Origin of the sequence: Xenorhabdus yunnanensis (assembly GCF_028598805.1) — a bacterium.
Lineage (GTDB): Bacteria > Pseudomonadota > Gammaproteobacteria > Enterobacterales > Enterobacteriaceae > Xenorhabdus > Xenorhabdus yunnanensis.
Genome location: NZ_JAQRFI010000307.1, coordinates 1 through 261 on the forward strand (window position 1 = coordinate 1; position 261 = coordinate 261).

Annotated in this window: 1 protein-coding gene; it reads right to left on the bottom strand. The window is 51.7% G+C overall.

The genetic code is table 11. The features are described 5' to 3' along the window. The coding region (locus PSI23_RS22370; RefSeq protein ID WP_273557091.1) for a toprim domain-containing protein at nt 1-261 on the bottom strand (261 nt) is incomplete at both ends.

Below are 261 nucleotides of genomic sequence, written 5' to 3' on the forward strand. Positions count from 1 at the left end.
TGCTTTTTCATAAATGTCAATTCTCTGGCCTGATCCCCGTTCTGGAGTAGGTCGTTAAAATCCCCGCCGTCCGGCCAGCGAACACTGACCTTTTCTAAGTCATTATTTGCCTTTAGATTTTTAGTCGCGCACGCCATGGCCGCCGCATGGCCTGTGGCGCTCCAGTCGTTATCTGCGAAGATGATTAAATGCTTAACGCCATTGGGCACCAGAAAGCGCTCCATAAACCCCGCATGCACCACTGACCACGTGTTGACACCG